22 protein-coding genes and 1 pseudogene are annotated in these 24,978 nt (G+C 70.5%); 7 read left to right on the top strand and 16 right to left on the bottom strand.

The window, feature by feature from the left end; genetic code table 11:
• Nucleotides 1-27: 27 nt before the first annotated feature.
• The 3 genes from ACH3VR_RS17955 to ACH3VR_RS17945 form a co-directional block, all read right to left on the bottom strand.
• Nucleotides 28-1,455, bottom strand: a complete 1,428-nt coding sequence (locus tag ACH3VR_RS17955; RefSeq protein WP_397557686.1) for a permease prefix domain 1-containing protein — start codon at nt 1,453-1,455, stop codon at nt 28-30.
• Nucleotides 1,452-1,820: a PadR family transcriptional regulator gene (locus tag ACH3VR_RS17950; RefSeq protein ID WP_397557685.1), complete on the bottom strand. Its 369-nt coding sequence runs from the start codon at nt 1,818-1,820 to the stop codon at nt 1,452-1,454. Before ACH3VR_RS17950 ends, ACH3VR_RS17955 begins: the two co-directional genes overlap by 4 nt.
• Nucleotides 1,821-2,117: 297 nt before the next feature.
• Complete coding sequence (locus ACH3VR_RS17945) at nt 2,118-3,494, bottom strand: aspartate aminotransferase family protein (RefSeq protein ID WP_397557684.1); 1,377 nt, start codon at nt 3,492-3,494, stop codon at nt 2,118-2,120.
• Nucleotides 3,495-3,607: 113 nt separating this feature from the next.
• On the opposite strand from ACH3VR_RS17945, the gene ACH3VR_RS17940 reads away from it, so the two are divergent.
• Nucleotides 3,608-5,269 carry a PucR family transcriptional regulator gene (locus ACH3VR_RS17940; RefSeq protein ID WP_397557683.1) on the top strand — a complete coding sequence of 554 codons (1,662 nt, stop codon included), beginning with the start codon at nt 3,608-3,610 and terminating at the stop codon, nt 5,267-5,269.
• Nucleotides 5,270-5,298: 29 nt separating this feature from the next.
• Here the strand turns inward: ACH3VR_RS17940 and ACH3VR_RS17935 are convergent, their stop codons facing one another.
• Genes ACH3VR_RS17935 through ACH3VR_RS17920 form a run of 4 tightly spaced genes read right to left on the bottom strand, consistent with a single transcriptional unit; the run spans nt 5,299 to nt 7,715 of the window.
• Nucleotides 5,299-5,703, bottom strand: coding sequence for a type II toxin-antitoxin system VapC family toxin (locus tag ACH3VR_RS17935; protein WP_397557682.1), 405 nt, complete (start codon nt 5,701-5,703; stop codon nt 5,299-5,301).
• Nucleotides 5,700-5,924, bottom strand: coding sequence for a FitA-like ribbon-helix-helix domain-containing protein (locus ACH3VR_RS17930; RefSeq protein WP_397557681.1), 225 nt, complete (start codon nt 5,922-5,924; stop codon nt 5,700-5,702). The genes ACH3VR_RS17935 and ACH3VR_RS17930 overlap by 4 nt, the downstream gene beginning before the upstream one ends.
• Before the next feature lie 22 nt (nt 5,925-5,946).
• A complete protein-coding gene (locus tag ACH3VR_RS17925; RefSeq protein WP_397557680.1) occupies nt 5,947-6,282 on the bottom strand; it encodes a cupin domain-containing protein in 336 nt (111 codons plus the stop codon).
• Nucleotides 6,279-7,715 carry an NAD(P)/FAD-dependent oxidoreductase gene (locus tag ACH3VR_RS17920; RefSeq protein WP_397557679.1) on the bottom strand — a complete coding sequence of 479 codons (1,437 nt, stop codon included), beginning with the start codon at nt 7,713-7,715 and terminating at the stop codon, nt 6,279-6,281. Before ACH3VR_RS17920 ends, ACH3VR_RS17925 begins: the two co-directional genes overlap by 4 nt.
• Before the next feature lie 217 nt (nt 7,716-7,932).
• Between ACH3VR_RS17920 and ACH3VR_RS17915 the strand changes: the two genes are divergently transcribed.
• Nucleotides 7,933-9,495, top strand: a complete 1,563-nt coding sequence (locus ACH3VR_RS17915; protein ID WP_397557678.1) for an SLC13 family permease — start codon at nt 7,933-7,935, stop codon at nt 9,493-9,495.
• A 50-nt stretch (nt 9,496-9,545) separates the two neighbouring features.
• On the opposite strand, the gene ACH3VR_RS17910 is transcribed toward ACH3VR_RS17915, so the two are convergent.
• On the bottom strand, nt 9,546-10,598 hold the full coding sequence (locus ACH3VR_RS17910) for an SDR family NAD(P)-dependent oxidoreductase (protein ID WP_397557677.1): 1,053 nt from the start codon (nt 10,596-10,598) through the stop codon (nt 9,546-9,548).
• Nucleotides 10,599-10,650: 52 nt separating this feature from the next.
• Here ACH3VR_RS17910 and ACH3VR_RS17905 point away from each other — a divergent pair, with 52 nt between their 5' ends.
• Both ACH3VR_RS17905 and ACH3VR_RS17900 read left to right on the top strand, forming a co-directional pair.
• A complete protein-coding gene (locus ACH3VR_RS17905; protein ID WP_397557676.1) occupies nt 10,651-11,226 on the top strand; it encodes a TetR/AcrR family transcriptional regulator in 576 nt (191 codons plus the stop codon).
• 26 nt (nt 11,227-11,252) lie between these two features.
• Complete coding sequence (locus ACH3VR_RS17900; protein WP_397557675.1) at nt 11,253-11,567, top strand: DUF7882 family protein; 315 nt, start codon at nt 11,253-11,255, stop codon at nt 11,565-11,567.
• 27 nt (nt 11,568-11,594) lie between these two features.
• Here the strand turns inward: ACH3VR_RS17900 and ACH3VR_RS17895 are convergent, their stop codons facing one another.
• From ACH3VR_RS17895 to ACH3VR_RS17865, 7 genes and pseudogenes are all read right to left on the bottom strand, one after another.
• Entirely contained in the window at nt 11,595-11,960 is a 366-nt protein-coding gene (locus tag ACH3VR_RS17895; protein WP_397557674.1) for a DUF7882 family protein, read from the bottom strand.
• Between the two features lie 19 nt (nt 11,961-11,979).
• Nucleotides 11,980-12,630 (bottom strand): annotated as a pseudogene (locus tag ACH3VR_RS17890) (NADPH-dependent F420 reductase); the annotation flags it as partial.
• 40 nt (nt 12,631-12,670) lie between these two features.
• The gene (locus ACH3VR_RS17885; protein WP_397557673.1) at nt 12,671-14,074 is read right to left on the bottom strand and encodes an aspartate aminotransferase family protein; all 1,404 of its coding nucleotides are present in this window, start codon (nt 14,072-14,074) and stop codon (nt 12,671-12,673) included.
• A gap of 128 nt (nt 14,075-14,202) precedes the next feature.
• On the bottom strand, nt 14,203-16,503 hold the full coding sequence (locus ACH3VR_RS17880; protein WP_397557672.1) for a beta-xylosidase/alpha-l-arabinosidase: 2,301 nt from the start codon (nt 16,501-16,503) through the stop codon (nt 14,203-14,205).
• Nucleotides 16,500-17,315 (bottom strand): carbohydrate ABC transporter permease, encoded by an 816-nt coding sequence (locus ACH3VR_RS17875; protein ID WP_397557756.1) that lies wholly within the window; start codon nt 17,313-17,315, stop codon nt 16,500-16,502. The genes ACH3VR_RS17880 and ACH3VR_RS17875 overlap by 4 nt, the downstream gene beginning before the upstream one ends.
• Nucleotides 17,316-17,365: 50 nt before the next feature.
• Nucleotides 17,366-18,391, bottom strand: a complete 1,026-nt coding sequence (locus tag ACH3VR_RS17870) for a carbohydrate ABC transporter permease (RefSeq protein ID WP_397557671.1) — start codon at nt 18,389-18,391, stop codon at nt 17,366-17,368.
• A gap of 11 nt (nt 18,392-18,402) precedes the next feature.
• On the bottom strand, nt 18,403-19,692 hold the full coding sequence (locus ACH3VR_RS17865; RefSeq protein ID WP_397557670.1) for an ABC transporter substrate-binding protein: 1,290 nt from the start codon (nt 19,690-19,692) through the stop codon (nt 18,403-18,405).
• 172 nt (nt 19,693-19,864) lie between these two features.
• Here ACH3VR_RS17865 and ACH3VR_RS17860 point away from each other — a divergent pair, with 172 nt between their 5' ends.
• Nucleotides 19,865-20,860 (top strand): LacI family DNA-binding transcriptional regulator, encoded by a 996-nt coding sequence (locus ACH3VR_RS17860; protein WP_397557669.1) that lies wholly within the window; start codon nt 19,865-19,867, stop codon nt 20,858-20,860.
• 39 nt (nt 20,861-20,899) lie between these two features.
• Here the strand turns inward: ACH3VR_RS17860 and ACH3VR_RS17855 are convergent, their stop codons facing one another.
• Entirely contained in the window at nt 20,900-22,075 is a 1,176-nt protein-coding gene (locus ACH3VR_RS17855; protein WP_397557668.1) for an ROK family transcriptional regulator, read from the bottom strand.
• A 157-nt stretch (nt 22,076-22,232) separates the two neighbouring features.
• Between ACH3VR_RS17855 and xylA the strand changes: the two genes are divergently transcribed.
• Together xylA and ACH3VR_RS17845 are read left to right on the top strand one after the other, a co-directional pair.
• A complete protein-coding gene (xylA, locus tag ACH3VR_RS17850) occupies nt 22,233-23,420 on the top strand; it encodes a xylose isomerase (RefSeq protein WP_397557667.1) in 1,188 nt (395 codons plus the stop codon).
• Nucleotides 23,421-23,544: 124 nt separating this feature from the next.
• On the top strand, nt 23,545-24,846 hold the full coding sequence (locus tag ACH3VR_RS17845) for a xylulokinase (protein ID WP_397557666.1): 1,302 nt from the start codon (nt 23,545-23,547) through the stop codon (nt 24,844-24,846).
• The last annotated feature ends 132 nt before the right edge of the window (nt 24,847-24,978 follow it).

Below are 24,978 nucleotides of genomic sequence, written 5' to 3'. Positions count from 1 at the left end.
GAGTTCGCGGACGCGGCGAGCTCTTCGTCACACGAACCCGAAGAGCGGCGGGAACACGACGGTGACGATCGTCGCCCACGCGAGGTAGACCGGCACGTAGGCGGTCTGCCACCGTTCGACGCGGCCGAATGCCGTCCTGCCCATGACGAATCGGGCCTGCAGCCACGCGGCCCCCGACAGGTTCACGAGCAGGATGAGGTTGAGGCCGAGCGACGCGAGCTTGTTGGGACTCGCGCCGAACTCGCTGATGCGGCTGATCATCGCGACGAGCACGAGGATGTCGACGACGAGCGCCGCGACGAGCATGAGCAGCTGCAGTCGCTCGAACCATCCCGGCGGCTGGGTCGCATCGCGCGCCGACAGCGAGTACAGGAGCAGTCCCAGCACGACGACGAGCACGATGTCGAAGATGATCAGGAGGTCGCGCTGCCCGAAAACCTCGATGTCGGACTCACCCGTCGTGCCGCTCCTGCCGAACTGCACGAATCCCGCGACGATGAGCGCGAGCAGCAGCAGCGTGAACAGGGGCGTGAAGAGCTTCGTCAGCACCGGTGCGATGTTCTCGATGACGCTCTGCTTGGCCTCGACGAGCCATCCCGCGATGACGACGGCGCCGGCGAAGCCGCACGGCACGAGCCACTCCTGCACGAACCAGCCAGCGTCGAGGCCGATCGCGCTGAACACCCCCATCGTGAGCGCCGCCAGGACGCCTCCGCCGAGGGCGATGAGCACGAGGTAGATGAACCATTCACCCGTGAAGCGGATGAAGTCCATGCGCGCACGATCGGAGCGCCAGTCGCCGTCCGCGTACGCGATGCCCGTCACGAGCCACAGCGCGACGGCCGCGTGGAGCGCCGCGAGCATCATCGTCGCGCCGTCGGGGGCGAAGGGATAGGCATTGAGCAGCACGGCGGCGATGACGAACGGCACGCCGACGGCGATGACGGTCGCGATGGCGGAGTGCCGGCGCACGAGGAAGTAGGCGGCGAGGAACGGGAGCACGAGCACCGCGAGGTTGAGCGCGTAGAACTCGGGGTCGGCTCCGAATCGGATGCCGAACAGGGCCGGGATCTTGACGACGACCGCCGCGGCGACGGCGAGCCCGACCGCGAGGGCGAGGCCGTTCGCTCTTCTCGGTGCCGTGTCGGCGTCGCCGACGACGAGCTGCTTCCACAGGCGCTCGGAGTGCTCGCGCGCGAACTCGCGCGAGAGCTCGTCGAGCTTACCCAGGCGTCCCACGGCGACGAGGAACGCCTCGTCCGGCGAGAGACCGGATGCCTCGAGCCCGTCGATCTGGTCGCGGAGGTGTCCTTCGAGCTCGCGCGCGTCGCCGGGGGAGATCGCCTCGCTGCGCGAGACGTATCGCCGCCACTGCTCGATCTGCGCCTCGATCGCTGCGTCGCGGTCGGCGTTGTGCTTGGCGTCGCGCCCGGCGTCGTGCTCGGCCGGGGTCATGCCGGGCTCCCGAGAGGGAGCGCCGCGCGCGAATCGCCGCGGTCGCGCCAGACCTGCTGCAGCGTGTGGCTCACGACGGCCCACTGCCGGCGCTGCTCGGCGAACGCGGCCTCACCGGAGCGGCTCAGGCGGTAGTGCTTGCGCGGCCGGCCGTTGGGCGCCGCACTCCAGGCCGACTCGATGTGCCCGAGCCGCTCGAGGCGGTGCAGGAGGGGGTACAGCATCCCGTCGCTCCACTCCAGCTCGCCGTCGGACAGTTCGCCGATGCGGCGGAGGATCGCGTACCCGTACGACTCGCCCTCCGCGAGGATGCCGAGCACGAGCGGTGTCGCGGTCGCCGCGACGAGGTCCTTGCCGATGCGCATGCGCCCTCCATACCTCGATGTTCTAGGTACATAGAACTACAAGGTACCTAGAACTGCAAGGTAACTGAGCCTCGGCTGCTCGCCCATAGCCCGTGCTCTCGCCGAAAGCACCCGTTCCGAACCGTGCAGAACGTGGGCGCTCGGTGAGAGCACGGGCTACGGGCACGGGCGGGTCGGGGTGCACGACGGCGCACGGGAGCGCACCTCGGGAGGAGATCGCGGCAGGGGAGGTGGATGCCGTGCCCCGGCGCCCTCCTGAGGCGACATCTCCTCCCGGGACACTCGCAGTGAGGAAGGTCAGGCGAGCGCGGCGTCGGCCTCGTCGAGCGCGCCGTCGATCACGTCGAGGCCGCGCCCGAGGTCGTCCTCCGAGATGACGAGGGGCGGCGCGACGTGCACGCGGTTGAAATGCGTGAAGGGCCAGACGCCGCCCCGCTTGCACGCCGCGGCGACGGCGGTGACGGGCGCGGCATCCGCTCCGCTCGCATTGAACGGGACGAGCGGCTCGCGCGTCCCGCGGTCGCGCACGAGCTCGATCGCCCAGAAGAGGCCCATTCCGCGGATGTCGCCGACGGAGGGATGCCGCGAGGCCATGTCGCGCAGGTGGGGCTCGACGACGCGCTTGCCGAGGTCGCGCACGCGCTCGAGGATGCCGTCGCGCTCGAACACCTCGAACGTCGCGACGCCCACCGCGCACGCGAGCGGGTGCCCCGAGTACGTGAGCCCGCCGGGGAAGGACACCGTGTCGAAGTGCGCCGCGATGCGCTCGGAGATCACGACTCCGCCGAGCGGCACGTAGCCCGAGTTGACGCCCTTCGCGAAGGTGATGAGGTCGGGGGCGACGTCGAAGGCCTGGAACGCGAACCACTCGCCGACACGGCCGAAGCCGACCATGACCTCGTCGGCGATCCACACGATGCCGTACTTGTCGCACAGCGCCCGGACGCCCGCGAGGTACCCGGCCGGCGGCACGAGCACGCCGTTCGTGCCGACGATCGTCTCGAGCACGATCGCCGCGATCGTCGAGGCGCCCTCGAGCACGATCACCTGCTCGAGGTGCTCGAGCGCGCGCTGCGACTCCTCCTCGGGCGTCGTCGCATGGAACGCCGAGCGGTACGGGTAGGGGCCGAAGAAGTGCGCGACGGAGCCGTCGCCGGGCTCGTTCGCCCAGCGGCGGGGGTCGCCCGTGAGCGAGATCGCCGTCGTCGTGTTGCCGTGGTAGCTGCGGTAGGCCGACAGCACCTTGCGCCGGCCGGTCACGGCGCGTGCCATGCGCACGGCGTTCTCGTTGGCGTCGGCGCCGCCGTTCGTGAAGAACACCTTCTCGAACCCGTCGGGCGCGACGTCGGCGATGCGGCGGGCGAGCTCGCCGCGCACGTCGCTGGCCATCGACGGCTGGATCGTCGCGAGGCGGCCCGCCTGCCGCTGAATCGCCTCCACGAGATCGGGATGCTGGTGCCCCAGGTTGAGGTTGACGAGCTGCGACGAGAAGTCGAGGTAGGCGTTGCCGGCGTAGTCCCAGAAGGTGGCCCCTTCGCCCGCGGCGACGGGGAGCGGGTCGATGAGCGCCTGCGCGCTCCACGAGTGGAAGACATGCGAGCGGTCGTCGGCGCGCACGCGCGCATCCGCATCGAGGTCGGGAAGCGCGACGGAGCGCAGCAGGGTATCGGTCATGGTTCCTCGCCATTGTCGGAACGGAGCACGTGTGGACACGGATCGGACAGATCGACCGGCATCGTCTAGGCTGTGCGGAATCCCAGTCTGACAGAGCAGAAGAGGCCAACCCGATGGCTGATCGTCGCGAAGTGCAGATGATCCAGACGGATCGTCCGAGCGGCCATGAGAGCCTCCCCACGGTGCGTGAGGTGGTGCAGCTCGAGGCCTTCGCCTCGGGCGTGCCCGAAGTGCTCGTCGGCGACGACGCGCTCGACGCGCGCGTGCGGTGGGTGCACACGTCCGACAGCGCGGGCGTCGCGCGCCTGCTCGACGGCGGCGAGCTGCTGCTGTCGACGGGGTCGGGCTGGCCGACCGAGCCCGTCGAGCTCCAGGCCTTCGTCGAGGGGCTGGTCGCGGCGGGGCTCGCGGGACTCGTCCTCGAACTCGGCACGCACTTCCGCTACGCCCCGGCCGTCATCGTCGCCGCGGCCCGCGCGCACGGGCTCGCGTTCATCGTCCTGCACCGGGAGCTCAAGTTCGTCGCGCTGACCGAGGCCGTGCACAGCCGCATCATCTCGGAGCAGACGGCGGCCCTGCGTGCCCGCGACGAGGTGCGCGAGCGCTTCACAGCCCTCGCCCTGCGCGGCTCGCCGGCCGATTTCATCGTGCATCAGCTCGGCCAGACGCTCGGATCGCCCGTGGTGCTCGAGAACCTCGCCCACGAGGTCGTCGCCGCCGAGGTGCCGCCCGCCGCCGAGGAGGAGCTCTTCTCCCGCTGGGAGGCGCGGTCGCGCCACGCGCACCGCGAGAACGTCGCGGGCCGAGACGACGTCGCCGGCGGCTCGCGGCGAGCCGACGCGTGGCTCATCGTGCCCGTCGAGGCGCGCGGCATCCGCTGGGGTCACCTCATCGCCCTCCCCGGCCCCGATCACCCCGCGGGGCGCGCCGGCGTGCTCGAACAGGGCGCGATCGCGCTGGCCCTCGGCCGCCTCGCCGACGGACCGGCCGACGAGTGGGCGCGCATCGGCCGCCGCCGGCTGGTCGACGGCCTGCTCGCCGGCCGCTACGGCCCCCTCGGGGGAGCCGCCGCCCGCGTCGAGGCGGCGGGCCTGCCCATCGAGGGGCAGCAGCTGGTCGGGGTCGTCGTGTCGGGCCCCGGGCTCACGCCCGCGACGGCGGAGGGGGCGGATGCCGCGGCCCGCGCCCTCGGCGGGCGCGCGCTCGCCGGATCGGGCCCCGCGGGAGTCGACGCTCCGGCCGTCGCGATGCTGCTGTCGCTCCCGCCGCGCGCGCGGCTCGACGACGCCGCGGCGCTCGCGTTCCTGCGCGCCCTCCTCGCCGGCGAGCCGTCGGCGACGCTGTCGATCGGCTCGTCCGCCGACGGACTCGAAGCGGGGCTCGTCTCGCTGCAGGAGGCCATCGACCTCGCCCGCGGCCGCCAGGCCGGCCGGGTGCGGGGTCCGCAGGTGCGGCGCGCCGAGCTCCGGCCGCTCGTGCGCCTCGTCACGACGCTGCGCGACGACCATCGCCTGCTCGACCACGGCGAGCGGATGCTCGCGCCCCTCATCGACCACGACCTCGCGCGCGGCGGCGACCTCCTCGATGTGCTCGGTGCGATGCTCGCGCATCCGGGCAACCGCACGGCCGCGGCATCCGCGTCGCACTTGTCGCGGTCGGTGTTCTATCAGCGCCTCGCGCTCATCCAAGAGCTCCTCGGCGTCGACCTCGATGACGGCGAGACGCAGACGGCCCTGCACCTCGCTCTGCTGGTGCGGCGGTCGGCCGGTCGCTGAATCGACCTGTCGCTTCGCGGAGCGAGCTGTCAGCGCGACCACGGGTCGATGAGCTCGACCCCGAGGCCCTCGAAATCGGGCGTGTTGCGGGTGGCGAGCACCGCCCCTTGTGCGGCGGTGATGGCCGCGATCATTCCGTCCTCGACGGAGAGCGGGCGGCCGGCCGAGCGCCGTGACTCCTGCATGCCCGCGTAGATCCGTGCTGCCCGATCGTCGAAGGCGAAGACCCGGTTCCCGGAGAGGATCGCCTCGATGTCGGTGATCAGCCGGTCTCGCCGGGAACCCGCAGGCAGCCGGTGTGCGCCGACGAGAAGCTCCGCGACCGATATGGCGGTGACGGCCAGGTCGGCCTCAGCGCGCATCCACCGGATGACCGCCTCGTCGGGCGACGGGCGCAGCGGCTCCGACAGCACATTCGTGTCGAGGATGATCACGACAGGTCGAGCTCACGGGGAGCGCTGCGCTGCGGCAGTTCGAGTTCGACGCCGTGCCGGGACGCGGCATCCACCCAGTCGACGATCATGCTGCTCGTCGACACGGCGGCCGTGAGGATCTCCCGGGCCTCCGCTTCCATGGACCGGCCGTGCGCCGCCGCCCGCACCTTCAACCGCTGCTGGACGCCGTCGTCGAGGTTCCGCACCGTGATCGCCGCCATGCCAGCAATGCTAGCACTGCCATCATCCTGCGATGTACACCTTCCGCAGCGTCTCGCGCACGGTCCACACCGTGCGCATCCCCTCGGCGAGCCGCGCGACCGACCCCGCTCGCAGCTCGATCGGCGGCAGCGCCGGCTCCTCGAACTCCACCGTCGCCGATCCGGCGAGCACGACGAACACCTCGTCGGCCTCGACGTCGCGCATCGCGCCGGGGGTCATCTCCCACACGCCGATGCTGTCGTCCAGCTCCACCCAGCCCGTCGAGGGCCGCCCCGACACGACCTGGTCGGCCGGCACCGGCTCGTGAGCGAGCGCGCGGGTCGTGGCATCCACTTCTTCACCGGGTGCGAGGGTCACGAGTCGAAGCCCAATCCCAGCGCGTCGAGGGTCTTCAGCAGCACGTTGCGACGGCCCTCGCGGTGGTCGGCCTGATCGAGCGACCAGCGCGTCGCCTGGATGCCGATCGACGCGGCGGGCTCGGGCGGGAACGGCAGGCCGCGCTCGCGCACCATCTGCAGCTGCGTGCGCTCCGTCTCGCGGCCCTCGAGGAAGTCGAGCATGACCTCGCCGGCGAAGCGGGTCGAGCCGACTCCGAGTCCCGTGAACCCCGAGGCGTACGCGATGCGGCCTTCGCGGGCGACGCCGTAGAAGGCGCAGAAGCGCGTCGACGTGTCGATCGCGCCGGCCCAGCGGTGCGAGAACCGCAGGCCCTCGAGCTGCGGGAACGTCGTGAAGAAGTGGCTGGCAAGCTCGTTCCACACCCGCGGGTTGTTCTCGTAGCCCGGGCGCACGCGGCGACCCCAGTGGTACAGCGCCGCGTAGCCGCCGAAGAGGATCCGGTTGTCGGCGCTCAGCCGGTAGTAGTGGAACTGGTTCGCGAGGTCGCTGACGCCCTGCCGGTCGCGCCACCCGATGGCGTCGAGCTGGGCGGCATCGAGCGGCTCGGTCATGAGCGCGTAGTCGTACACCGGCACCGTCATCAGCCGGTTGCGCTTCAGGAGCGAGGGGAAGACGTTCGTCGCGAGCGCGGCCTGGGCCGCCGTGATCTCGCCGCTCGCCGTCACGACCTTCACGCGCCCCGGCTCCGCCGTGTCGATCCGCTTCACGAGCGAGTGCTCGAAGATCTCGACGCCCTGCGCCTCGGCGGCGCGGGCGAGCTCGGCGGCGAGCTTGCCGGGGTGCACGAGGGCGGCCGCGCGAGTGTCCCACACCGCGCCCAGATAGGTCGGAGACGCGATGGATGCCTGGATCGCGGCCTCGTCGAGCCGTACGACCTCTTCGCCGTGCGATGCCGCCTCGGCGGCCCAGTCGTCGAGCCACTCGAGTTGGTGCGGCTCGGTCGCGACCGAAAGGGTGCCGGTGCGCTCGAAGTCGGCGTCGAGCCCCCAGCCGGCGACGTCGGCTTCGAAGGCGTCGAGGTTCTCGTGGCCCAGGCGTTCGAGCTGATCGATCTCGCCGGGCCAGCGGTTCTGGCCGTTCTCGCGCCCGTGCGTCAGGCTCGACTCGCAGAAGCCGCCGTTCCGGCCCGAAGCGGCCCAGCCGACGGTGCGCGCCTCGACGATCGCGACGCGCCGCCCGGGGTCGCGGCGCTTCGCGAGCAGCGCCGTCCACAGTCCCGTGTAGCCGCCGCCGACGACCACGAGGTCGGCGGTGTGCGAGCCGGCCACGGGTGGCCGCGAGGGCTGCGGGGGCAGGTCGTCGAGCCAGAAGACGGAATGCCGGGAGCCGTCGAGGCTCTCACGGACGAGGGATGCCGGCGGCCGGTGTCGTTCGAAGACCGTGGTGCCCACGGCTATCACTTCCCTGTGCGATGTCGGTCGTGCGGGTTGCCAGGAGATCCGGCGAAGGGATGCCGAGTCGCCACATCCCGTGGTCGATCGGCGGTCTCGCCAGTCAATACGTCGGACAGCCCGCGCGGCAACCGGGAGCGGGCGGGAACAGACGAACCTGCAGTCCGTCGCGGGAAGCCCGACACTCTGTCCGGGGAGCCCTCAGTACGCTGACCTCGTGGACCCCATCGTCGCGACTCTGGTGATCCTCGTCCTCGCGGTCATCGCCTTCGTGAGCAACCGCATACCGCTCGGCATCGTCGCCATCGGCGTCTCGCTCGCCCTCTACTTCACGGGCGTCCTCACCATCAACGAGGCACTCGCCGGATTCGGCGACCCGACCGTGCTCTTCATCGCGGGCCTGTTCGTCGTGAGCGAGGCCCTCGACGCGACGGGCATCACGGCGTGGGCGGGGCAGAAGGTCATCGCCCGCGCCGGCACGAAGCGCCGCACCCTGCTGCTCGTCGTGGGGCTCCTCGTCGCCGTCGTCGCGGCCGTGATCAGCGTCAACGGGGCGGTCGCGGCGATGCTGCCGCTCGTCGTGGTCGTCGCCGCGCGCGCCGAGATCGTGCCGTCGCACCTCCTCATGCCGCTCGCCTTCGCGGCCAGCGCGGGCTCGATGCTCCTGCTCACCGGGACGCCCGTCAACATCATCGTCTCGGAGTTCGCGGCGACGAGCAGCGCCGGGCGCGAGTTCGGGTACTTCGAGTTCGCGCTCGTCGGCATCCCGCTCGTGATCGTCACCGTGCTGTACCTCACGCTCTTCTCGCATCGCCTGCTGCCCAAGCGCGAGAGCGCGACGATGCCGCTCGACCTCGTGCGCCACGCGCGCATTCTGCGCCAGCAGTACTCGCTGAGCCTCGACACCTCGATGCTCGTCGGTCCGACGAACGGCGTCACGGAGGTCGTCGTCGCACCGCGCTCGCCGCTCATCGGCGCGAAGATCTTCCCCGGCATGGCGACGCCGACGGGCGATCTCGTCGTGCTCGCGGCGCGCCGCGGCGAAACGCTGCTGAAGGGGGACATCCGCGTGCAGGCGGGCGACGCGCTGCTCATGCAGGGCGGATGGGACGATCTCGCCCGGCACGCGGAGGAGACGGGCATCCTGCCCGTGCACTCTCCGCAGGAGCTGCGCCGCGCCGTGCCGCTCGGCAAGGGCGCGAAGCGCACGCTGTGGGTCGTCGCGGCCATGGTCGTGCTCCTCGCGACGGGGGTCGTGCCGCCCGCCGTGGCGGCGCTCCTGGCGGCCTGTGCGCTCGTGCTGCTGCGCGTCGTGCGGGTGCCGCAGGCCTACCAGTCGATCTCGTGGACGACGATCGTGCTCATCGCGGGCATGATCCCGCTGTCGACGGCTTTCACGAAGACCGGCGCCGCCGACCTCATCGCGAGCTGGCTGCTCCGGCTCATCGGCGACGCGAGCCCGTCGGTCGCGCTGCTCGTGCTGTGCCTCCTGACGCTCGTGCTCGGCCAGCTGATCAGCAATTCTGCGACGGTGCTCATCGTCGCGCCCATCGCCCTGTCGGTCGCTGCGACGATGGGCGTCTCGCCCCTGCCGTTCCTCATGGCTCTCGCCGTCGTCGCGGCGGCGGCGTTGCTCACTCCGGTCGCGACGCCCGCCAACCTCATGGTCATGGAGCCGGCGGGCTACCGTTTCGGCGACTACTGGAAGCTCGGCCTTCCGCTCGCGATCTTCTTCCTCCTGATCGGCGTCTTCTACGTGCCGCTCATCTGGCACTTCTGACGACGGCGGCCCCGCAGCGAATCGCTGCGAGGCCGCGGGGAGAAGGCGGGTCAGGTGGCCGACCAGCCTCCGTCGCTCGCGAGGACGACGCCGGTCACGTTGACGCCGTCGTCGCTCAGCAGGAAGGTGATGGATGCCGCCAGGGCCTCCGCCTCGGCAGGCTCGGGCAGGATCGCCATGGCGCCCTGCACGCGCTCGGCGCCGAGCGGCGAGCCGAAGCTCGCCTCGATGTTGGTGATGGTCGGCCCGGGGGCGACGGCGTTGACGCGGATGCGGTTCGGCGCGTACATGAACGCGGTCGACTTCGTCAGACCCACGACGGCGTGCTTCGAGGCCGTGTACGCAGCGCCGGCGGCCGAGCCGCGGAGGGCCGCCTCCGACGCCGTGTTGACGATCGAGCCGCCGCCCTGCGCGAGCATCGCGGGGATGACGGCGCGCATGAGCTTCATCGTGCCGGTGACGTTGACACGCATGACGCGCTCCCACACGGCGTCGCTGAGCTCGCCGACGGGCGTCATGTCGTCCATGATCCCGGCGATGTTCGCGAGGCCGTCGATCGTGTCGCCCGCGGCTGCGACGATGGCGGCGACGCCGGCGTCGTCGGTGATGTCGGCGACGATCGTCACGATGTCGGCGCCGGCGTGCTCCGAGGCGAACTCGTCCAGCCGCTCCTTGCTCACGTCGACGGCGACGACGCGGCCGCCCTCACGGGCGATGCGGGATGCCGTCGCGCGGCCGATTCCCGAGCCGGCGCCCGTGACGATGACGGTCTGTCCCGTGAAGCGGCCCTGATCGAGGCGCTCGGCCCATTCGCGCAGCGTCACGGCATCGGCGTCCTCACCCGTGGCACCGGGCGTCTCGGACGCCCCGGCGGGCACGTCCGCAGTGGCGGCGCGGTGCACGAGGTCGTCGAGCATGTCCTGCGTGAAGGCGCCGCGGCTCATCTTGACGAGGCGCTTGATCGCGAGCTTGTTGATGGGGCGGAACACGTCGGGCGACTGGCCGCCCTGTGCCAGCAGGTCGGTCAGAATCGCCCCGCCGACGGGGTCGGCGAGCCAGGTCGCGATGGAGGAGTCGCCGGTGAGCGGCTTCACGGTTGCCATTTTCGGGTCCTTTCGAGTACCGGACAACATTGTCCGGTACTAGGTTATACCCGTGCCCAACGTCGTGGAACCGTCCGTGCGCGTCAATCGCGGACCCGCCGCCGGACCTGAGAATCGCCGGGCGCTCATCGCCGCCGCCCGCGAGGTCTACGCCGAGGCGGGGCTGAGCGCGCCGTTCAGCCAGGTCGCCAAACGTGCCGGCGTCGGACAGGGCAGCCTCTACCGCCATTTCCCCGACCGCACGGCGCTCGCCGTCGCCGTCTTCGAGGAGAACATCGGCGACCTCGAGGCGTTCGCGTCCGACCCCGAGCGCACGATCGACGACTTCCTCGACCTCGTCGCCGACCAGGCCGTCGTCTCGACCGCGTTCATCGAGCTTCTGTCGGCCGACGTCGCCGACCCGCGGGTGAAGCACATCGGCGCACGGTACCGGGAGGCGGTCGAGCTCCTGCTGGAGCGTCAGGCCGCCTCGGGCCGGACTCCCGAGGGATTCGACGTCGACGACGTCCTCGTCGCGACCGACATGCTCGCCGCCGTCATCGCCCGCACGCCGCCCGAAGGCAGGGCGGATGTCGCGGCACGCGCGCGTCGCCTCGTGCACAGCGCTTTCCGCCCCGCCACGCGATAGCCTCGAAGCGACGGAAGGGTACTCCGATGGGTCGGTTCATCTATGACACGATGGCGAACTCGGTCGACATCGACGACCGCACGCTCGCGCACCTGCGCATCGTGGTGATGAACAAGCTGCGCCGCTCCGAGGCCTTCATGTTCGACGTCGAGGTCGGCGACGGCAGCGGGCGGCGGAGCTTCTGGATCCACCCCTCGGTGCCGTTGCAGTTCCACTTCTTCGGCAGCCGGAACCCGCGCATCAACCGCCTGTGGATCGAGGAGCTCATGCAGTCGGCGAGCGGTCCGAACGGCCTCTCGATTGTGCCGGAGCCCGACGAGCCCTCGGGCGAAGAGGCCTGAGAGCCCGTCCGGCGAAGCGGCGGGGCGTCAGTCCTGCTCCTCGCTGACCTCCACGACCTGCGGAGCGTCGTCGGCGATCGGGATGGGTCCCGTCTCGATGTGCTCGGGGACGAGCATGATCCCGCCCGAGGAGTTCGCCGAGTTGGCGAGTTCCTCGATCCACTCGCGGCTGAGGTCGGTCGGCTCAGGGTCGTCGAACACGAACCGCAAGGGGATCGAGGGGTGCAGCCAGATCGTGCTGCGCCCGCGCGGCTGATCGTCGGGATGCTTCCATGACACCGTGAACGCCTCGCCGCGCCGGAGCTTCGTCGCGACGACGACTTTCAAGTGCGCGAGGGCACGGTCTTCGATGTGGATCGGGGTGGCGGAGCCGCCGTAGTAGATCGTGCCCATGCGGACACCTTAACCCCGCTCAGCGCTGTGCGCGCGAGAGATTCTCGACGAGTTCCTCGCGGTCCTGGCGGACGACGTAGGCGGGCTGATCGCGCTCCACGCGCCAGCTCTCGGCGAGGGGGCCGACGTCGACGGTGTCGAACCCGAACGCGTCGTACAGCTCGGTCACGAGGGTGGACGCCTCGGGGAAGTCGCTCGCCGTCGCGAGGGCCCGGCGCCCCGGCGTTCCCGCGGGAGCGCCGTCGCTGTTGATCTGTCCCGCCATGATGTGGTTGAACGCCTTCGCGACCTTGGAGGCGGGCAGGTGCTGCTGCAGGAGACCGCTCGTCGTGGCGCGCTTCTCGTCGAGTTCGGAGATGCGACCGTCGCGCTCCCAGTAGTAGTTGTTCGTGTCGAGCACGACCTTGCCGGCGAGCTCGTCGACCGGGACGTCCTGGTACGCCTTGAGCGGCACGGTGACCAGCACCCAGTCGCCGGCCGCCGCGGCATCCGTCGCCGTCGCTGCGGTCGCGCGGGGACCGAGGTCGTCGACGAGGTCCGAGAGTGTCTCAGGCCCGCGCGAGTTGGCGATGACGACGTCGTAGCCGCGCTCGACGAGCCCGCGTGCGACGGCCGATCCGATGTGTCCTGCTCCGATGATTCCCACAGTGGTCATGCGGGGGTCAAACGCGCCGGCGCGGCGGGTATTCCGTGTTACGCGATGAGTCGCGTCAGAGCCGCGACCATGCCTCCGTCAGCACGCCGCGCAGGATCTGCTCGATCTCGTCGAACTCCGCGGGGCCGATCGTGAGCGGAGGGGCGAGCTGGATCACGGGGTCGCCGCGGTCGTCGGCGCGGCAGTACAGGCCCGCGTCGAACAGTGCCTTGGAGAGGAATCCGCGCAGGAGGCGCTCCGACTCGTCGTCGTCGAACGTCTCGCGCGTCGCCTTGTCCTTCACGAGCTCGATGCCGAAGAAGTACCCGTCGCCGCGCACGTCGCCCACGATCGGGAGGTCGTTCAGGCGCTCGAGCGTCGAGCGGAACACGGGCGAGTTCTCGCGCACGCGCTCGTTGAGGCCCTCCTCCTCGAAGATGTCGAGGTTCTCCAGGGCGACCGCCGCCGAGACGGGATGCCCCGCGAACGTGTAGCCGTGCGGGAAGCTGACGTGTCCGTGCGCGAAGGGCTCGTGGATGCGGTCGCTCACGATCGTCGCGCCGAGCGGCGAGTAGCCGCTCGTCATAGCCTTCGCGCACGTGATCATGTCGGGCACGTAGCCGTACGCGTCGCACGCGAACCACTCGCCGATGCGGCCGAACGCGCAGATGACCTCGTCGCTGACGAGCAGCACGTCGTACTTGTCGCAGATCTGGCGCACGCGCTGGAAGTAGCCGGGAGGCGGGGGGAAGCATCCCCCCGAGTTCTGCACCGGCTCGAGGAAGACCGCCGCCACCGTCTCGGGACCCTCGAACAGGATCATCTCCTCGATGCGGTCGGCGGCCCACACCCCGAACTCCTCGAGCGAGCCGCGGAAGCCCATCTCGGCGGCGCGGTAGTAGTTCGTGTTGGGCACGCGGAAGCCGCCCGGCGTGACCGGCTCGAACATCTCCTTCATGGCGGGCAGGCCCGTGATCGCGAGAGCGCCCTGAGGCGTGCCGTGGTAGGCGATCGCCCGCGAGATCACCTTGTGCTTGGTGGGGCGGCCCATGAGCTTCCAGTACTGCTTCGCGAGCTTGAAGGCGGTCTCGACCGCCTCGCCTCCGCCCGTCGAGAAGAAGACGCGATTCAGGTCGCCCGGCGCGTACGACGCGAGCCGGTCCGCCAGCTCGATCGCGGACGGGTGCGCGTACGACCAGATGGGGAAGAACGCGAGCTCCTCGGCCTGACGCGCGGCGGCCTCGGCGAGACGCCGGCGGCCGTGCCCGGCGTTGACCACGAACAGACCCGACAGGCCGTCGATGTAGCGCTTGCCCGCAGCATCCCAGATGTGATGGCCCTCGCCGCGCACGATGATCGGGACGCCAGGGCCCTCGGTCATCACGGACTGGCGCGCGAAGTGCATCCAGAGGTGGTCGCGCGCCTTGTCCTGCAGCTCCTGCTGGTCGGTGCGCGCCGCGCTGTCGGTCGTCGTGGACATGGGTGAGCCTCCCCGGGCGGTGTTCCTCGACACTATCCCCGCCCATCGGGCCCGACCAGGCTCGGCCGCGTTCGGATTGACCGGACTGCCTGCCGCGGCCCGACAGGTCGTCGGGCCGCGGCAGAGCGTCAGGCGCGGACGGCGTCTGTCACCGTGATCGAGACCAGACGTCCGTCGGCGGCGGTGACCTCGTGCACGGCGCCCGTCAGGCGCACAGTCGCCTCGGTCTCGCGCTGGTCGCATGAGGCGCCCACCCAGAGCTCGACGTCGCCGGGCTCGACGACCCGCACCCCGCGCCGGTCGGTGAAGGACAGGCGTGCGGAAGGCACCGAGAACTCCACGACGGCCTGCTCGCCGGGCTCCAGCGCGACTCTCGCGTAGCCCACGAGCTGTGCCACCGGTCGCGTGACGCTCGCGTAGACGTCGCGGGCATACAGCTGCACGACGTCGACGCCGGAACGCGGACCGGTGTTGCGCACCTCCACCGCGACAGCGAGGTCGGACCCCGTCGCGGACTCGGCGGGCGCGCTGAGACGGGTGTGCTCGAAGCTCGTGTAGGTCAGTCCGTGACCGAAGGGAAGGGTCGGGCTGCTGTCGGCGCTCGTGATCTCGGACGGTCCGCCGAGGATCGGGTGCAGGTAGCTGTACGGCTGAGCACCGGCGGCCCGAGGAAGCGACACGGGGAGCCGGCCCGAGGGCGCCTCCCGTCCGGAGATGATCCCCGCGAGTGCCGCTCCGCCTTCTTCACCCGGGAAGAAGGCCTGCAGGACGGCGGCGGGGTCATCCGCGCCGCTGAGCGCCCACCCGATCGCGTACGGGCGACCCGAGAGTACCACCATGACCGTCGGCGTTCCCGTCGCGACGACCTCTTCGACGAGCCGGCGCTGGATGCCCGGCAGCTCGAGATCGTCGACGTCATTGCCCTCGCCCACCGTGCCGCGGCCGAACAGACCGGCGCGGTCGCCCACGACGACGATCGCCACGTCCGCGGCGCGCGCTGCGGCGACGGCATCCGGGATGCCGCGGTCGTCCGCGCCGGACACATCACAGCCGGCGACCACGTCGATCGAGGCATCCGGCAGCTCGGCGCGAAGCGCCTCGGCGAGGCTCGGCAGCTCGAGGCCGAGGGGCACCTCAGGATGGTGCGCGAGCACGTGGTTGACGAACGAATAGCAGCCCATGAGCGCCTCCGCGGAATCGGCGTTGGGGCCGACGACCGCGATCCGCGCGCCCGCGCGGGGGGCCAAGGGGAGCACCCCGTCGTTCGCGAGCAGGACGATCGACTCCGTGGCGAGCTTTCGCGCGAGCGCGCGATGCGCCGCCGAGTCGAGGTCGATCTCGGTGGGCGCGTCGTCGAAGCGCTCGTCGAGCAGGCCCAGCTCCTCCTTCTCGGCGAGCACGCGCAGCACGGCGCGATCGATGAGCGCCGCATCCACCGCTCCATCGCGCACTGCCTCGGCGAGGGGGCCGGTGAAGGCGTCTCCCGTCGGGAGTTCGACGTCGATGCCCGCCGCAAGGGCGAGCGCGGCCGCCTCACCGAGATCGGCTGCCACCGCATGCATCGTGTGGAGGAACGCGACGGAGAAGTAGTCCGAGACGACGACGCCGTCGAAGCCCCAGCGCTCGCGCAACAGACCCGTGAGCAGCTCCTCCGACGCCGCGACCGGCACGCCGTCGATCTCGGCGTACGAGTTCATCACGGACCGCACTCCGCCGTCGCGAACGGCCATCTCGAAGGGGGGCAGCAGCACATCGGCGAGCTCGCGCGGGCCTGCATGCACGGGCGCGTGGTTGCGTCCCGCCTGCGAGGCCGAGTAGCCGACGAAGTGCTTGAGAGTCGCGTGGATGCCGGCATCCTGGAGCCCCCGCACATACGCGGTTCCGATGGTGCCGACGACGTACGGATCTTCCGCGATGCACTCGTCGACGCGGCCCCACCTCGGGTCGCGGATGACGTCGAGCACGGGTGCGAGGCCCTGATGGATGCCGAGCTGCCGCATCGACCCGCCGATGAGGCGTCCCATCTCTTCGACGAGCTCGGGGTCGAAGGAGGCGCCCCACCCCAGGGGGGTCGGGAAGGTCGCGGCCTTCCACGCCGCGAGGCCCGTGAGGCACTCCTCGTGGACGATGGCGGGGATGCCCAGCCTGGTCTCGTCGCGGAGGCGGCGCTGCTCGGCCCAGAGCCACGCGGCGCGCTCGACCGGTTCGACCGGCCGGGTGCCGTACACGCGGGTCAGGTGCCCGATGCCGTGAGCGGTGGCATCCTCGTACTTCGTCGAGGTCACCATCTCTCCGGCCATCGGCGCCACGACCTCGTCGCCCTGGTCGACCCAGTAGCCGACCAGCTGCGCGAGCTTCTCGTCGAGCGTCATGCGGGCGTGGAGCGCCCGCACCCGCTCGGATACGGGCGGGAGTCCGATGTCGCTCATCCCTTGACCGCCCCCTGGAGACCGCCCACGATGCGACGCTCGAACAGGCTGAAGAACGCCAGCGCGGGAATCATCGAGAGGGAGGTGAACGCGAGGACCTTCGCGGTGTCGACGGAGTACTGCGACGAGAACGCCTGCACACCGAGAGGCAGCGTGAAGTTCGCGTTGTCGTTCAGGAGGAACAGCGGCAGGAGGTAGCTGTTCCAGCTTCCGATGAAGGCGAGGATTCCGACGGTGATGACTCCGGGGACGGCCAGGGGCAGCACCATCCTCCAGAAGAAGCCCAGCCGGCTGCACCCGTCGATGAACGCGGCCTCCTCGATCTCATCGGGGATCGCGCGGAGGAACGGCACCAGGATGATGATCGTCGTCGGCAGCGCGAACGCGATCTGGGGCAGGATCACACCGCCGAGCGAGTTGATGAGTCCGATGTCGCGCACGACGATGTACAGCGGCGTGATCGCGACCGTGATCGGGAACATCAGCCCGGCCGCGAACAGCGCGTACATGGCTCCCCGACCGCGGAACCGGTATCGCGCGAGCACATAGCTCGCCGCAAGTCCCAGCACGATGACGCCGACCGAGGTGGCGATCGCGACGATCGTGGAGTTGAGCACGAGCTGCCAGAAGACGCCGCCGGTCAGCACGTCGAGGTAGTTCGTGAAGACCCACGGGTCGGGCAGGCCCCCGGGGTCGGTCGTGATCTGGGAGTTCGTGCGGAACCCGCCGAGGATGATGTACAGGACCGGCCCGAGCATCAGTGCGATCACGACGAGCGCGACGAACCATACGGCGGGCGTGGCGCGCCGCATGCGCTGGCGTCGGGGCGGCGGCAGCTCAATGGTCGCGAGGGCCGCGGTGGTCATTGGGCGTTCCTTTCGGTGAGCGCGCCGGCGGTGTCGCGGCGCAGCACGAAGCGCTGATAGATCAGGGCGACGATCAAGGAGATGAGGAAGATGACGACGGCGACCGCGCTGCCGTAGCCGAAGTTGCCTGCGTTGCGACCGTTGGCGACCATGTAGGTCGCCATCGTGGAGGTGCCCGCGACGGGAGCGACGTACTGTCCCCAGATGATGTACACGAGGTCGAACAGCTGCAGGGCGCCGATGATCGACAGGAACGCCCAGATGCGCAGGGTCGGTCCGAGCAGCGGGATCGTGATGCGCCGCTGGATCTGCCAGTAGGTGGCGCCGTCGATGGCGGCCGCCTCGTAGAGCTCATCCGGGATGCCCTGGAGACCGGCGAGGAAGAGGATGACGGCGAACCCCACGTACTTCCAGGTGATGATCCCGACGAGCGTCCAGATCGCGATGTTCGGATCGGCGAGCCAGTCGTGGGTGAGCCCGGACAGGCCCCACTTCTCCAGCACGCCGTTGAGGCCGCCGTTGGTCGCCAGCAGCAGGCTGAACCCGGTGCCCACGACGACCTCGGCGATGACGTAGGGCACGAAGATCAGCACGCGGATGACGGACTGGCCGCGCATCTTGCGGTTGAGCAGGAGCGCCAGGAGCAGCGCGAGGGGGCCCTGGATGAGGAGCGAGGTCACGACGATGAACGCGTTGTGACCGAGCGCTTCCTGGAAGTCCGGGTCGGTCAGGATCGTGACGTAGTTCTTCAGGCCGATGAAGTCGGTCGCCGGGCCGTAGCCGTGCCAGTTGAAGAAGCCGTAGTACGCCGCCAGGATCACGGGAAGGATGACGAACCCGATGAAGACGAGCATCGCCGGGCCGGCCAGGATCGCGATCTCCAGACGGCCCATCCAGCCGAGCCCGCGGGGTCGGCGGCGCCGCGATGCCGAGGGCGGCGGTGTGACGCCGCCGCCCCCGGAACGCTGCGCGAGATCCGTCCCCGGGCGATCGTCCGTCTTCGGGGTCTCGCTTGTCTGCATGAGAGGTCTTCCTAGCCCTTCGCCCCGGCCTTGTTGGCCTCGTCGATCATCTGCTGAGGCGTGCTCTGCCCCGCGAGCATGGAGACGACGGCCACGTTGAGCGCGTTGCCCACGTTCTGGCCGAGCACGGTGTCGAGCCACTGCGAGACGAACGGGGCCTTGTTGTAGGCCTCGAGGATCTGCTTGAGGTACGGCTCCTGGACGGCCGCCTGTGCCGCGCTGTTGACAGGCGGGGAGTTGAAGGCCTTGTAGTACGCCGTCTGCTGAGCGTCGCTTGCGACGAAGTTCAGGAAGTCGACGCACTCCTTGGGCGCCTGCGCCGAGCAGGAGTACCCGTCGACGCCACCCATGATCGAGCCCGGCTCACCCTTGCCGCCCGAAACCTCGGGGAAGGGGTACCACGCGAGATCGGCGAGAGGCTTCTGGTCGGGCGTGAGCGAGGCGATCACACCGGGATCCCACGCGCCCATCAGCTCGCCGCCGGCCTTGTGGTTGGCAACGAGACCGGCCGAGCTGCCGGCACCCTGCTGGGCCGACGTCGTGAGGAAGCCGTCGTTGAAGGGCTCGGTCTTGGCGAAGTCCTCCAGATCCTGTGCGGCCTTGAGCCAGCAGGGGTCGCTGAAGTCCTTGGAGTCGCCGGTCTTCTCCATCGTCGCCGGGGCGCACTCGCGCAGCGCGAACCAGTAGAACCAGTGCGCTGCCGGCCAGGCGTCCTTCGCGCCGAGCGCGAGGGGGGCGACCCCGGTCGCCTTGAGCTTGTCGTTGGCCGCGACGAGGTCATCGATCGTCGTGGGCGTCTCGGTGACTCCGGCCGCGTTGTAGAGGTCCTGGCTGTAGAAGATGCCGCCCGGAAGCACCGAGAGGGGCATCGCCCAGACCTTGTCCTGGTACGTCTCGGCCTTGAACGAGCCCTCCGAGATGTTCTTCTTGGCTTCGCCCTCGATCTTGCCGGTGAGGTCCATGAGCTGGCCTGCCTGCACCATCGCGGCCATCTTGCCGCCGCCGCGCTGCAGGAAGATGTCCGGCGGGTCGCCGGCGTTGAGCGACGTCTGCAGCTTGCCGTCCATGTCCTCGTTCTGGATGGACTGCATCTTGATCGTGACGTTCGGGTTGTCCTTCTCGAACGCCGCGATGGCGTCCTTCCAGAACTGCTGGCCGGGGCCCGTCGTGGAGTTCTGCCACAGCGTCATCTCGACCTTGCCGTCGCTGTTGCTGGTCGATCCGCCTGCGCTGCAGCCGGCCAGCGCCATGGCGCCGACGACGAGCGCGGCAGCACCGGCGAGGATCCTGTTGCCCTTCATGTGATTCCCGTTCTCTTCTTCGAGGAGCACCTCTGCTCCGGGGTGCGGTGTGGCGCGATTCGGATGTCGCGCACTCTCGGAGCGCGTCCGAGCAGGAAAAGTCTGCGCGAACAACAAATCCGTTGTCAAACGTTTTCAATAACGGTTTCAATGACGTTATGCTTTCGAGATCATGAAGCGCCGACCCACCATCACCGACGTCGCCGAAGCGGCGGGCGTCTCGGTCTCGACCGTGTCGAAAGCCGTCAACGGCCGCTACGGCGTGGCGAGCGAGACGGTGGACCATGTGCTGGCCGTCGTGGCCGAGCTGGGCTACGAGTCGAGCCTCATCGCGAGCAGCATGCGCTCCCGCACGACAGGTGTCATCGGCGTGCTGGTCGCCGACTTCGAGCCGTTCAGCGCCGAGATCCTCAAGGGCGTCGGGCAGGCGCTGCGCGATTCCGCGTACGACCTGCTGGCCTATTCCGGGACGCACGGCACGGCCGAGGGCTGGGAGCGGCGCTCGCTGTCGCGCCTCAGCGGCACCCTCATCGACGGCGCGATCATCGTGACCCCCACCGTCGTCAACGTCGGCACCGAGGTCCCAGTCGTCGCGATCGATCCGCACACCGGACCCGCCGACCTCCCCACGGTGGAGGCCGACAGCTTCGGCGGCGCCCTGCAGGCGACGCGGCACCTCCTCGACCTCGGCCACACCCGCATCGGCTTCATCGCCGGCCGCCCCGACCTGCGCTCGTCGATCGCGCGCGATGCCGGCTACCGCCGCGCGCTCGGCGACGCCGGCATCGCCGTCGATCCGCGCCTGGTGGGGTCGGGCAGCTACCGGCAGGATGCTGTGCGCGTCGCTGCGCTGGAGATGCTGGAGCGGCCGGACCGTCCAACGGCCATCTTCGCGGCGAACGACATCTCGGCGATGGAGATCGTGAAGGTCGCGGGCGAGCTCGGGCTGGACATCCCGACCGATCTGTCGGTCATCGGGTTCGACGACGTTCCCGAAGCCTCGAAGTCGACGCCGGCGCTGTCGACCGTGCGCCAGCCCATGCAGACCCTCGGCGCGGAGGCCGCCCGGCTCCTCCTGTCGCTCATGCGGGGCGAAACGCCCCCCGCGACCCATCTCACGCTGCCGACGCGTCTCGTGCCGCGAGCAACGACCGCACCGCCGAAGTGATCCGCCCGGCGGACTCGCGACAGCGCGATCCGAGCCGACTCAGCGCAGCAGCGCTCCGGCAGGGTCGCGCAGCAGCTCGTCGAAGGCCGCCTCGGCGGCCCCGATGAGGAGGCGGTCCTGGGCGAGCGCGGCGGAGCGGATCTCGAGCTCCTCGACGTTCGCCCACATCGCCTGGCGGGCGACGAGCTCGCGCAGCTCGTCCGGATCGTGCTCGGAGATCGTCGCGAGGAACCCGCCGAGCACGACCGCCGAGGGGTTCAGCACGTTGACGGCGTTGGCGAGCGCCGTCGCGAGGATGCGGCGCTGTCGCGCCAGCTCGTCGGCGGCCTCCGGCGAGGCCGAGCCGGCGAGTGCCGCCGCCAGTGTCGCATCGTCCGCCGATGTCAGCCCGGCGACGCTCAGCAGACGCGCACGGCTGACCTCGTCCTCGAGCACGCCGTCGTGGGCGCGGCGGTCGGTCTCGGCCGCGATGCCCGGGCGGTTCTGTCCGAACTCGCCGGCGTAGCCTCCGGCACCTGCCACGAGAGCGCCGTGGACGATCAGGCCTCCGCCGATGCCGCTGGCTCCGCCGTTGAGGTAGACGACGTGGTCGAGGCCGCGGGCCGCGCCGAAGAGGTGCTCGGCGAGCGTGCCGTAGGTGGCGTCGTTGCCGACGACCGTCGGCAGTCCCGTCGCCTGTGCGACGAGGTCTCGCAGCGGCTCGTCGATCCAGCGCAGGTGCGGGGCGTTGCGGACGAGTCCGTCCGAGGTGCGGACGAGTCCCGGTACCGCGACCCCGGCCGCGGCGATGCGTGCGCCCGCGAGTGGTCCATCCCGCCAGGCTGCGATGGTCGATGCGATGAGCTCCGCGGTCTGCGGCGGGGTGAGCAGGTGGTTCACCTCGATGCGCTCGCGAACGCGGATGCCGCCGTCGAGGCCCACCGCGGCAAGTTCGAGTGCGTCGACTTCGGGGTTCGCGGCGATGGCGACGATCGACCGCGACCCGGCCACCACGGGCGAAGGCCGACCCACCCGCCGGGAGGGATCGGGCGCGCGCTCCTCGACGAGGCCGCTGCGGACGAGCTCCCCGACGAGATCGGCGATCGTCGATCGGTTGAGCCCTGTCGTCTCGGTGAGGGTCGCTCGGGACTGGGGGCCGTCGACGTGCACGATCCGGAGGATCCGCGCCAGGTTCCGCTGGCGCACGCCCTCGATCGAGCCCCCGTTTTCGGCCACGTACCCACCCTACGAGACGGATGGCCCCGGTGTCGGCTATTTGTTGGCAGAGCCACGAAACAGGATGAGACGGGCGGAACAGGGCTGGACGCCGCCGTCATTCTGATATACGTTGTCTTCAACAACAATTTCCTCCGGTCGTTCGCAAAGGAGCGCCATGCCCACCCCCACGCCCGCCGACAAGTTCACGTTCGGCCTCTGGACCGTCAACTACAACGGTGCGGACCCCTTCGGCGGCCCGACCCGTCCGTCGATGGACGTCGTGCACGTCGTCGAGAAGCTCGCCGAGGTCGGCGCTTATGGCATGACGTTCCACGACGACGACCTGTTCGCCTTCGGCTCGTCCGACGCCGACCGTCAGAGCCAGATCGACCGCCTGAAGGGCGCGCTCGAGGCCACGGGTCTCAAGATCCCCATGGTCACGACCAACCTCTTCTCGGCCCCCGTGTTCAAGGACGGCGGCTTCACGTCGAACGACCGCGCCGTGCGCCGCTTCGCGATCCGCAAGGTGCTGCGCCAGATCGACCTGGGCGCCGAGCTCGGCGCCGAGACGTTCGTCATGTGGGGTGGCCGCGAGGGCGCCGAGTACGACTCGGCCAAGGACATCCGCGCCGCGCTCGAGCGCTACCGCGAGGCCGTCAACTTCCTGGGCGACTACGTCGTCGAGAAGGGCTACAACCTCCGCTTCGCGATCGAGCCCAAGCCCAACGAGCCCCGCGGCGACATCCTGCTCCCCACGGTCGGCCACGCGCTCGCCTTCATCGAGTCGCTCGAGCGCCCCGAGCTCGTCGGCCTCAACCCCGAGGTCGGCCACGAGCAGATGGCGGGCCTCAACTTCGCCGCCGGCATCGCCCAGGCGCTCTACCACGGCAAGCTCTTCCACATCGACCTCAACGGCCAGCGCGGCATCAAGTACGACCAGGACCTCGTGTTCGGCCACGGCGACCTGCACAACGCCTTCGCGCTCGTCGATCTGCTCGAGAACGGCGGCCTCAACGGTGGCCCCGCGTACGAGGGTCCCCGCCACTTCGACTACAAGCCGTCGCGCACCGAGGACGAGAACGGCGTGTGGGACTCCGCCCGCGCCAACATCCAGACCTACCTCCTGCTCAAGGAGCGCGCCGCGGCCTTCCGCGCCGACCCCGAGGTGCAGGCCGCGCTCGAGGCCGCCCGCGTGACGGAGCTCTCGCAGCCGACCTTCGGCGAAGGTGAGACGTACGACGACTTCGTCGCCGACCGCAGCGCATACGAGGACTTCGACACCTCCGCCTACCTCGGCGGCAAGGGCTTCGGCTTCGTCAAGCTCCAGCAGCTCGCGACCGAGCACCTGCTCGGCGCTCGCTGACCCGACTCACCCCCTCCGCGAGCCGATACGTTTCGCACGAGCCGATACGGCTCGTCCCGTCTGAGACGTATCGGCTCGCGGAGCATGTATCGGCTCGCGAGGGTCGGATGAAAGGAATGCAGGGATGACCCTGGTCGTGGGAGTCGACTCGTCGACGCAGTCGTGCAAGGTCGTGGTGATGGATGCTTCGACCGGAAGCGTCGTGCGCCAGGGGCGCGCGTCGCACCCGGACGGCACCGAGGTCGACACCGCTGCCTGGTGGGTCGCGCTCCAGGCGGCGCTCGCCGATGCCGGCGGCCTCGACGACGTCGAAGCGTGGGCGATCGGCGGGCAGCAGCACGGCATGGTCGTGCTCGACGTCGAGGGACGCGTCATCCGCCCCGCCCTGCTCTGGAACGACACCCGCTCGGCGGGCGCCGCGGCAGACCTCACCGCCGAGTTCGGCGCCGACGAGCTCGCGCAGCGCACGGGCCTCGTGCCCGTCGCCTCGTTCACGATCACGAAGCTCCGGTGGCTGCGGGACAACGAGCCCGACAACGCCGCGCGCGTCGCCGCCGTCGCGCTGCCGCACGACTGGCTCACGTGGCGCCTGCGCGGCTTCGGCCCGGCGGGCGAGTCGCCCCGCGGTCCCGTGCTCGAGGAACTCGTGACGGACCGGTCGGATGCCTCGGGCACGGGTTACTGGAACCCCGGCACCGATGGGTACGACCGCGACCTCCTCGTGGCCGCTCTCGGGCACGACGCCGTGCTGCCGCGCGTGCTCGGACCGCTCGAGTGGGTCCAGGACGAGGCCGGTCGCCGCGTCGGACCCGGCGCCGGCGACAACGCCGGTGCGGCGCTCGGTCTCGGCGCCGGTCCGGGCGACGTCGTCGTCTCGATCGGCACGTCGGGCACGGTCTTCGCCGTGAGTGAGACGCGCACGATCGACCCCACAGGGACCGTCGCGGGCTTCGCCGATGCCGACGGCCGGTTCCTGCCGCTCGTCGCGACCCTCAACGCGGCGCGCGTGCTCGACGCGATCGGCCGTGTGCTCGGCGTCGACCACGCCGAGCTGTCGCGCCTCGCGCTCGCCGCCGAGGCCGGTGCCGGCGGCCTGGGCCTCGTGCCGTACTTCGAGGGGGAGCGCACCCCGAACCTCCCCGACGCGACCGCGTCCCTCACCGGCATGACCCTCGCCTCGACGACCCGCGAGAACTTCGCCCGCGCTGCCGTGGAGGGCATGCTGTCGGGGCTCGGCGCGGGCCTCGACGCCCTCCGCGGGCTCGGCGTGCCGCTCGAGCGCGGCCTGCTCGTCGGCGGCGGCGCTCAGTCCGAGGCGGTGCGCCTCATCGCGCCCCTCGTGCTCGGCATCCCCGTCGAGGTTCCCGAGCCCGGCGAATACGTCGCGCTCGGCGCCGCCCGCCAGGCCGCGCGCGTCGCCGCCTGACCCGGACGCCCGCCCGCGGCATCCCGTCCCCTCCCTGTCCATAGCCCGTGCTCTGACCGAGAGCCCGTGTTTCGCACCGTTCGTTTCGTGGGCGTTCGGCGAGAGCACGGGCTATGGACGACAAGCGCGCTG

Source organism: Microbacterium alkaliflavum, from assembly GCF_044325405.1.
Taxonomy (GTDB): domain Bacteria; phylum Actinomycetota; class Actinomycetes; order Actinomycetales; family Microbacteriaceae; genus Microbacterium; species Microbacterium alkaliflavum.
The sequence above is the reverse complement of the archived record's forward strand: the minus strand, read 5'-3'. Positions and strand labels throughout refer to the sequence as shown.